Source organism: Pseudomonas fluorescens (assembly GCF_000968015.1).
Classification (GTDB): Bacteria; Pseudomonadota; Gammaproteobacteria; order Pseudomonadales; family Pseudomonadaceae; genus Aquipseudomonas; species Aquipseudomonas fluorescens_W.
Genome location: NZ_LACH01000004.1, coordinates 95,430 through 103,570, shown reverse-complemented (window position 1 = coordinate 103,570; position 8,141 = coordinate 95,430). Strand labels below are relative to the sequence as shown.

Genomic DNA, 8,141 nt, shown 5'->3' with positions numbered 1-8,141 from the left:
AGGTTTTCACACAGTCTGCTTCGGGCTCCGTTTTTTTATGCGTTTTTACAGTGGCACCGTGGCGAACTCATTGCGAGCAGGCTCGCTCCCGCAGGGGGAATGCATTTCAAATTGTAGGAGCGAGCCTGCTCGCGATAGCGGTGTTACTAATGGTGCAAAACTTAAATTGTGAATCCCTTTTTGGGTGCAAAACCGGCCTTAAAATGGGGTTTATTTATATCCTGTGCACCATTTAATTTCATAAGTGCGACATTTTGCTCTGTTACTGTGCGCAATCAGTTTGCTAAAGTCCGGCCCAATCTCTTCCAACGACAATAAATTTGCCGAGACTTTTTCATGATCGAATCCGTTGAATCCTTCCTTGCCCGCCTGAAAAAACGCGACCCGGACCAACCCGAATTTCACCAAGCCGTGGAAGAAGTCCTGCGCAGCCTGTGGCCGTTTCTTGAAGCCAATCCGCACTATCTGACTTCGGGCATTCTGGAGCGGATTTGCGAGCCGGAGCGGGCGATCGTTTTCAGGGTTTCCTGGGTCGACGATCAAGGCAAGGTGCAGGTCAATCGTGGATTCCGCATCCAGATGAACAGCGCTATCGGTCCGTACAAGGGTGGGCTGCGTTTCCATCCTTCGGTGAACCTTGGCGTGTTGAAGTTTCTTGCCTTCGAGCAGACCTTCAAAAACTCCCTGACGTCGTTGCCGATGGGCGGTGGCAAGGGTGGTTCGGATTTCGACCCGAAAGGCAAAAGCGACGCTGAAGTCATGCGGTTCTGCCAGGCCTTCATGAGCGAGTTGTATCGTCACATCGGTGCAGACGTTGACGTTCCGGCCGGCGATATCGGCGTCGGTGCCCGCGAGATCGGTTTCCTGTTCGGCCAATACAAGCGCCTGAGCAACCAGTTCACCAGTGTGCTGACCGGCAAGGGCCCGAGCTATGGCGGCAGCCTGATTCGCCCGGAAGCCACGGGTTTCGGCTGTGTGTACTTCGCTGAAGAAATGCTCAAGCGCAGCGGTGAAACCGTTGAAGGCAAACGCGTGGCCATCTCCGGTTCCGGCAACGTTGCGCAATACGCGGCGCGCAAGGTCATGGACCTGGGCGGCAAAGTGATTTCGTTGTCCGATTCCGAAGGCACGCTGTACTGCGAAAGCGGTTTGACCGAAGAGCAGTGGCTGGCGGTACTGGAACTGAAAAACGTCCAGCGCGGGCGTATCAGTGAACTGGCCGGCCGTTTTGGCCTGGAGTTCAAGGCCGGGCAGCACCCATGGGCGCTGAGCTGCGACATTGCGCTGCCCTGCGCGACACAAAACGAACTGGACGCCGAGGCGGCCCGCACGTTACTGCGCAACGGCTGCATCTGCGTGGCGGAAGGGGCGAACATGCCGACCACCCTGGAAGCGGTGGACCTGTTTATCGAGGCGGGGATTTTGTTCGCGCCGGGCAAGGCGTCTAACGCGGGCGGGGTCGCGGTGAGCGGGCTGGAGATGTCGCAGAACGCCATGCGCCTGCTGTGGACCGGTGGCGAAGTGGACAGCAAGCTTCACGCGATCATGCAGTCGATCCACCACGCTTGCGTGCATTACGGCGAAGAGAATGGCCGGATCAACTACGTCAAAGGCGCCAACATCGCGGGCTTCGTCAAAGTTGCCGACGCGATGCTCGCCCAAGGCGTGGTTTAAGCCGGTTCGATACGGATGATCTCGATCAACTGATCGCCAGCCGGACGTTGCCACAGCACCTCGTCGCCGAGTTGCGCCCCGAGCAATGCCCGGCCCAGCGGTGAGCCCCAATTGATCAGGCCTGCCGACGCGTCGGCCTGGTCTTCACCGACCAATTGCACGGTTTGCTCGGTGTTGTGTTCGTCGGCGAAAGTCACACGGCTGCCGATCTGCACTTTTTGCGTTGAGTTGGCGGCGGTCACGACCTGAGCGCTTTGCAGGCGCTGGTTGAAATACCGCAAGTCGCGTTCAAGGTCTGCCAGGCGCTGCTTGTCGGCGTGCTCACCTTTGGCCGATTGCTCGCTGTGCAGGTGTTGCAATTCGGCGACTTTCACCTGCAACTGGATCAGCCCCGTGGGCGTGACGTAATTGGGCCGCGCGCTGACCTGCCGTTCGACGGGCTGATCGGCTTGCGCGGCGGCGTTATCTTCATTGACGAAGGCGCGACTCATGGTTGTCTCCCGTTATAGGGTTTGGGCCATGGTCGCAGGCTTTTAGTTTCGACGAATGTCTGTCAGCGACTTATTGCGAGCGATACGCTCGTGCGGCACCCTGATCCTTCTGCTGCTGCCAGGCTTTGTCCCGGTCGTCCCAATGATGGCTGCGATAGTCCTCGCGGTCCTGGTTTTCCAGCATGGCCTGACACTGACGGAAGCCATCGCTCCAGCCCTCGGCGTACTGCTTGTCCTTGAGGTAACGCGGAACGTTTTTACGAAACTCTCCGGTCATTGCTCCCGCCGCTTGCCGGCCACTGCTGCAACCGTCATCGAAGCCATCGGCGAACGCTGGTGGATAACCCTTGGCGATCAGATCCTCGTGGGTCGTCTGGCAACCCGCGATCAACATCAGCAAACCCACCACACCCACGCAACGCCACATCTCAGACTCCCAGACCGTCAACGGCCTATAGGAGAAGTCTAGGAGTGGAATCGTCGATGGGGCGTGAAAGAAAGATCAAAAGATCGCAGCCTGCGGCAGCTCCTACAGATGTACGCGAATTAATGTAGGAGCTGCCGAAGGCTGCGATCTTTTCAGTAGTGATACCACTTCACCTCAAGCATCACTTCATTCTCGGGCGAAGCCAGGTGGCTGAATTCGCGCTGGGCACTCAGGCGTAAACCCAGGTTGCGCGACAATTCCCACTGCTGATTCAGACTCACGCTACGGCGCACTTCGCCGTTGGTGAAGAAGTCGCCCTTGGCTTCCAGGCTGAGGTTGCCCAACGGGTTTTTCCACAGCAAACCGCTGTTAAAGCCTGCCGCCGGCGCGATGAAAGCGGCAAAGTCGTTGTTGTGTTCAATGCGCACGGTGCCCAAGGCAAAGCCGAGCATGTCGTCGCCCAGCTGCCAGGTCCCGCCGGCCCCGCCATTGACGTGGCTGACCAGGGTTTCGTCGTCATGCTTGCCCGGCACACGCTCCAGGCCGCCGGTGACTTGCCACGAGAGTGGTTGCAGCAATTCATTGCGCGGAGTCAGGGAGCGGATGGTCGCCAGGTCAAATTGCTGCAGCTGCCAGTGATTGCCTTCGTACTGGCGCAGTTTCATTTGCAGGATTTCAATCTGCGCGCCGAGGGGGAAGCTCTCGGCGTTGTCGTTGAGGTCGTGATACGCCATGCGCAAGCCATACTCGCCAAACGCCTTGTCGCCTCGAGTGCCAATGCCTGCCTGCCAGGTGCGCGATTCATGGCCATCCTCAGGCAAACCGGGTTTCGGGATGTCCAGCTCCGGTGGCGGATTCTGGTTGATCGCCCGCAGCAATTCGAAACTGCGCTGCGCCCGTTGCGGGTCTCGCTCCTGGCCATTGGCGCGGTAGCGCTCCAGGCGATAGGCCGCGTCGATGATCAACGCCTGACGATCCTTGGGTTGAGCCTTGAACGCCGGTTCTTGCAGTTGCTGCTGGTCGTCGCTGACTTTCAGTACCCACTCCTGTTCTTCATCGCTCAGCGGCTCGGCGTGGCTCAGCAGTTCACGTTCGCGAGACGGTCGATACTGAATGGACTCCACCAGTCCGGCTTCTTTCACCGCTTTGACGGTGTCCGTAGGAATCGCGGTCAGCGGGAACTGTTCGGTCAATCTCAGGCTCGGACGGGCGACTTGCAGCAATTCCAGCAGACGATAAGAGCAGTTTTCGTCGAAGAAAAAATAGTCGAACTGGATCTGCTTGAGCTCCCAGACGTGCTCGACCATGCGCTCGGTTTCTGCCTGGGTCAGGTTCAGGCGGTATTCCCACAGATCACGGTTTTCGAGACTGCGGTACTCCGAGAGTTTTTCTTGATATGGCACGAGGGCAAACAAACCGGGATAGCCGCCCATCAAGCCTTTCCAGGCATACAGGATGCTGTTGTCCGAGCCTTCGATGTAGGCGCCGAAGTTGATCGCATAACTGAGCAGGGCGGTTTGATCGCTCTGCACATTGGCCTGGTCGATGCGCAGTAACGTGTGGCCGAACATCGATGACGGACTGTTCAGATACGCCGCCGGGAAAATCATCACCGCACTGTGGGGCGAAACATCCTTGAACCATTGCTTGAATTCAGTGCAGGGAAGTTTCGGCAGATCGCTCAGGTTGAGCTGCGCCTTCAGCCAGCGGGTGCGGGCGGGGTAGACGCATTGCGCATGCTTTTCACCGGCACTGGCCGGGGCATACAGCGCTTGCACGGTCGCCGCCAGTTCATGGTCGGGATGTTCATTGCCGTCGGCGGCGAGGAAGAATTTCTTGTCGCTGACATAGCTGCGCCAGCCACCGAGTTTGGCGGTTTCGTAGTGGCCCAGGGAAATCCAGAAGGGGTCATTGGCCAATTGCTGCAAACGTTGATTGTCGACATGTGGCGCGGCAGACAGCGGGGCGCAGACACAGAGCGCCAGCCAGGCAAGGCGTTTGAGCATAGTGGGCAACTTAATTCGAAAGAAACAAAGACCCAAAAAGGGCCTGGTTCAAAAAATAAAACCCGCTCCCCTGAAAGAGCAGCGGGCGGGTCGAGCTTAAGCTTGAGTAGCGTACTTAGCCAGACGAGGATCGCTTTTCAGAACGGCGAGGGTGTTGGTATGCACATCGTCAGCGGTCACGTCAGCCTTGCTGAAGATCTGCTGGAAGTGCTCATGAGTGACGGCGGCGAAATGCGCACGGTCTTCCGGCGCCACGCCCAGTACCACGGCGTAAGTGGTCAGCGCTTCGCCCTGACCTTTAGCCATGTCTTCGGACAGCTCGTTCATCATGCCATTCATGGCAATCCAGGATTTGCCGCCATAGGTCAGCGCCGCATTGGTCGAGCAACCGTTGGTACCCGAGGTCATACCGAAAGTTGCGTTGCCGGAAGTGCCGTTGGTGGTGGATGCCAGGAAGTGAGCCGGGGTGCCACGCTGACCTTCGAACAGCATGTTGCCCCAACCGCAATCCGGGCCGCCTGGCGCCTGAGCCATAGCGTTGATGGATACAACGGTGAAGAGAGTACCGAGAAGAATCCGTTTCATAGCTTTTTTCTCTTTATGTGCATACCAATGGACAGGGGTCTGGCCCGATCTGGCGCCAGTGGGCCGGTTATTGTTCCAGCCGCGCAGTTTGGAGTTTAGGCACGTTCCAAGGGTTCCGTGATTTTTTGCATAACATTCGCTGAAAACATTGATTTAGACCCGGCCCGCTTAGAGATGCCGCTTTGTCTATGCTTTGGCTAGAGGCGCGCCTTGCAAGTGAGGTATAGGCAGCGCCAGAATGCCGCTATCTGCCCCGCCTGATGTAAGGAAGCCCGATGCCTGATCCTGTTGCTGCCAGCTTGCGTCTAGCGCCCGAAGCGCTGACCCGTCCGTTTTCCGCTGAACAGTTCAGCTTCTCTACCACCAATGATTTGGAGCCCTTCCGCGGTGTGCTTGGCCAGGAACGTGCGGTCGAAGCCTTGCAGTTCGGTGTGGCAATGCCACGCCCCGGTTACAACGTATTCGTCATGGGCGAGCCCGGCACCGGCCGGTTTTCGTTCGTCAAACGCTACCTGAAAGCCGAAGGCAAACGCCTGCAGACCCCGGCGGACTGGGTCTACGTCAACAATTTCGATGATCCTCGCGAACCTCGCGCACTGGAATTGCCCTCTGGCACTGCCGGCGCCTTTATCGATGACATCAACGGCTTGATCGACAACCTGCTGGCGACTTTTCCGGCCGTGTTCGAGCACCCGTCCTACCAGCAGAAGAAAAGCGCCATCGACCGCGCCTTCAATCAACGCTATGACCGCGCGCTGGATGTCATCGAGCGTCTGGCGTTGGAGAAGGATGTTGCGCTGTACCGCGACAGCACCAATATCGCCTTCACGCCGATGAGCGAAGGCAAGGCTGTGGATGAGGCCGAATTTGCCCAGTTGCCGGAAGTCGATCGCGAGCGTTTTCACGAGGATATTTCGTGGCTGGAAGAGCGGCTGAACGAAGAGCTCGCCAGCCTGCCGCAATGGAAGCGTGAGTCGAGCAACCTTCTGCGCCAGCTCAACGAAGAAACCATCACCCTGGCCTTGCAACCCTTGCTCGCGCCGTTGTCGGAAAAGTACGCGGAAAACGCCGGCGTTTGCGGTTACTTGCAAGCGATGCAGGTGTATCTGCTCAAGACCGTGGTCGAGCAATTGGTGGACGACAGCAAGGCTGACGCCATCGCCCGCAAACTGCTGGAAGAGCAATACGCACCGAGCCTGGTGGTCGGTCATCCGCATAGCGGCGGTGCGCCAGTGGTTTTTGAGCCGCACCCGACTTACGAAAACCTGTTCGGCCGCATCGAGTACACCACCGATCAGGGCGCGCTCTACACCACGTATCGACAGTTGCGTCCGGGTGCGCTGCACCGCGCCAACGGCGGCTTCCTGATTCTTGAAGCGGAAAAAATGCTCAGCGAGCCATTCGTGTGGGATGCGCTTAAGCGCGCGCTGCAATCGCGCAAATTGAAAATGGAGTCGCCGCTGGGCGAGATGGGCCGCTTCGCCACTGTGACCCTGACACCGCAACATATTCCGCTGCAGGTCAAAGTCGTCATCATCGGCGCCCGACAGCTCTACTACACGCTGCAGGATCTCGATCCGGACTTCCAGGAGATGTTCCGCGTCCTGGTGGACTTCGACGAAGACATTCCGATGGTCGACGAAAGCCTGGAGCAGTTCGCCCAGTTGCTCAAGACCCGCACCTCCGAAGAAGGCATGGCACCGCTGACCGCCGATGCGGTGGCGCGTCTGGCGACTTACAGTGCTCGCCTGGCTGAGCACCAGGGGCGTTTGTCGGCGCGGATCGGTGATCTGTTCCAACTGGTCAGCGAGGCGGATTTCATTCGCCAACTGGCCAGTGACGAAATGACCGACGCCGGGCACATCGAACGTGCGCTCAAGGCCAAGGCCACGCGGACCGGGCGCGTCTCGGCGCGGATTCTCGATGACATGCTGGCCGGGATCATCCTGATCGACACGGACGGCGCGGCGGTGGGCAAATGCAACGGGCTGACAGTACTGGAGGTCGGCGACTCGGCGTTCGGTGTGCCGGCGCGGATTTCCGCCACGGTCTACCCGGGCGGTAGCGGCATCGTCGACATCGAGCGCGAGGTTAACCTCGGTCAGCCCATTCACTCCAAAGGCGTGATGATCCTCACCGGGTATCTGGGCAGCCGATACGCCCAGGAATTCCCGCTGGCGATTTCCGCCAGTATCGCCCTGGAGCAGTCCTACGGTTACGTCGATGGTGATAGTGCATCGCTGGGTGAGGCTTGCACCTTGATTTCCGCCTTGTCGAAAACTCCACTCAAGCAGTGTTTTGCGATCACCGGCTCGATCAACCAGTTCGGTGAAGTGCAGGCGGTGGGTGGGGTCAACGAGAAGATCGAAGGCTTCTTCCGACTCTGCGAAGCCCGCGGGCTGACCGGTGAGCAGGGAGCAATCATTCCCCACGCCAACGTTGCCACGTTGATGCTCGACGAAAAAGTGCTGACGGCGGTGCGCGCGGGGCAGTTCCACGTCTACGCCGTGCGCCAGGCTGATGAAGCCCTGAGCCTGTTGGTCGGCGAGCCGGCCGGTGCGCCGGACGCCGATGGCCAGTTCCCTGAAGGCAGCGTTAACGCGCGGGTGGTGGAACGCTTGCGGGTCATCGCAGAAATGATCAGCGAAGAAGACCTCAAGGAAGCTGAGAAAGAGATGGCGCAGGAAGCCTTGGTGGAAACCAAACCGGCTTGATACAAACCTGAGGTCACCTTCATCCCCTGTGGGAGCGAGCTTGCTCGCGATAGCGGTGTATCAGTCAACGTTAATGTTGGCTGTCAGTCCGCCATCGCGAGCAAGCTCGCTCCCACATTTGATTTGGGTGAATCACAAGAAAGTGCCATCAGTCTGGCGTCAATATTCACACAGTGACCATTCGGCGCCTTCTGGTCTCACTTGACGTGCTAGTCAGACTTTTCCTCTATTCTCAGGTCAAGGA

Annotated in this window: 6 protein-coding genes; 2 read left to right on the top strand and 4 right to left on the bottom strand. The window is 58.5% G+C overall.

The genetic code is table 11. The features are described 5' to 3' along the window. The first annotated feature begins 336 nt into the window (after positions 1-336). The gene (gene gdhA, locus VD17_RS03985; protein ID WP_046052772.1) at positions 337-1,674 is read left to right on the top strand and encodes an NADP-specific glutamate dehydrogenase; all 1,338 of its coding nucleotides are present in this window, start codon (positions 337-339) and stop codon (positions 1,672-1,674) included. Here the strand turns inward: gdhA and VD17_RS03980 are convergent. The 4 genes from VD17_RS03980 to VD17_RS03965 all read right to left on the bottom strand — a co-directional run bounded on the left by VD17_RS03980 (position 1,671) and on the right by VD17_RS03965 (position 5,183). Next, on the bottom strand, positions 1,671-2,165 hold the full coding sequence (locus tag VD17_RS03980) for a GreA/GreB family elongation factor (RefSeq protein WP_046052771.1): 495 nt from the start codon (positions 2,163-2,165) through the stop codon (positions 1,671-1,673). The genes gdhA and VD17_RS03980 overlap by 4 nt on opposite strands. Before the next feature lie 70 nt (positions 2,166-2,235). Continuing rightward, a complete protein-coding gene (locus tag VD17_RS03975) occupies positions 2,236-2,592 on the bottom strand; it encodes a hypothetical protein (RefSeq protein WP_046052770.1) in 357 nt (118 codons plus the stop codon). A gap of 152 nt (positions 2,593-2,744) precedes the next feature. Then, on the bottom strand, positions 2,745-4,598 hold the full coding sequence (locus tag VD17_RS03970; protein ID WP_046052769.1) for an Lnb N-terminal periplasmic domain-containing protein: 1,854 nt from the start codon (positions 4,596-4,598) through the stop codon (positions 2,745-2,747). A 96-nt stretch (positions 4,599-4,694) separates the two neighbouring features. After that, a complete protein-coding gene (locus VD17_RS03965; protein ID WP_046052768.1) occupies positions 4,695-5,183 on the bottom strand; it encodes a DUF3015 domain-containing protein in 489 nt (162 codons plus the stop codon). A gap of 275 nt (positions 5,184-5,458) precedes the next feature. Between VD17_RS03965 and VD17_RS03960 the strand changes: the two genes are divergently transcribed. Continuing rightward, positions 5,459-7,897: a Lon protease family protein gene (locus tag VD17_RS03960; RefSeq protein ID WP_046052767.1), complete on the top strand. Its 2,439-nt coding sequence runs from the start codon at positions 5,459-5,461 to the stop codon at positions 7,895-7,897. Positions 7,898-8,141: the final 244 nt, after the last annotated feature.